Here is a 936-nt window from a genome sequence, read left to right on the forward strand (position 1 = left end):
TGTCATCCGCTGAAAACATATTGACATTAAGAACGCCATCGACAGACCGGGTTCAACATTGATGAACCCGTCTATCTCGCTTTACTTAACCTGATACGAACTGAGGGGCGAAGCCTATGCTCCAGATGACGACTGTACCGACTCTTGTTGCTACAAGGTAAACGAGAGCGACAGTCAAGATAGCGCCGCTAAACAACAATGCGCGTTCTTTGCTAATACCCATGACAATCGGTAAACCGTCGTAGATCAAGAATCCTGCATATACTGCCGCTATAAGATATACAGCCATGTTGAAAATAGGTTCAGGGTTTAAAAGGGCGATACCAGCCAAAAAAAGTGGCGTACAAGAATAGGCTGCCAAGGCGATACCGTTTGCTGCATATTCATCATGTTTGCCTCCATAGGTTTTAGACATCCAATCGATTGCCCAGCCAAGCCCAAATACACCAATAAGCATTGCGATGTAGGTGATTATGTTGAGTTGCAAAGCGCTCTGGGTCGTCAGTTTAGTGATTTGCCCATCGCCAACTTGCCAACCAAACTGTGTCGTCGATATATAGGCGCATATTGGGCTAATCATTGCTAGAACGGCAATGTATGCAACATAAATTCTTCCCGGATTACTATGTTCTTTGCGGATCGATTCCCATTCTTCATCAGGGTGAGTGAACATTCCAAAAGCATGATTCAGTAACATTGTATTTCCCCATATTTTCCAAAAGAATATTTGCTTGATAGTAGACTTGAAATTTGCCTTTCTCATCGATCCGTTACGCTAGGAATCAATTAATGGATCACTCGGTTTTTTGCTCGTCTTTGTTCGGTATCTCTATTACTCGTGTATGATTGGCCAGTCGGCAGCATCGCGAGAGTCTAAATTTGGATCCGTTTCAGCTCCCCAGCGTTTTTGATACAAACCGTCAGGGTCATAGAGTC

The 936-nt window shown here is 43.9% G+C and carries 1 protein-coding gene; it reads right to left on the reverse strand.

Features of this window, described 5'->3' with window-relative positions:
* Positions 1–85: 85 nt before the first annotated feature.
* Positions 86–697, reverse strand: a complete 612-nt coding sequence (locus tag A3729_RS26330; RefSeq protein ID WP_068508355.1) for a Yip1 family protein — start codon at positions 695–697, stop codon at positions 86–88.
* Positions 698–936: the final 239 nt, after the last annotated feature.

The sequence above is a fragment of the Oleiphilus sp. HI0043 genome (genome assembly GCF_001634935.1).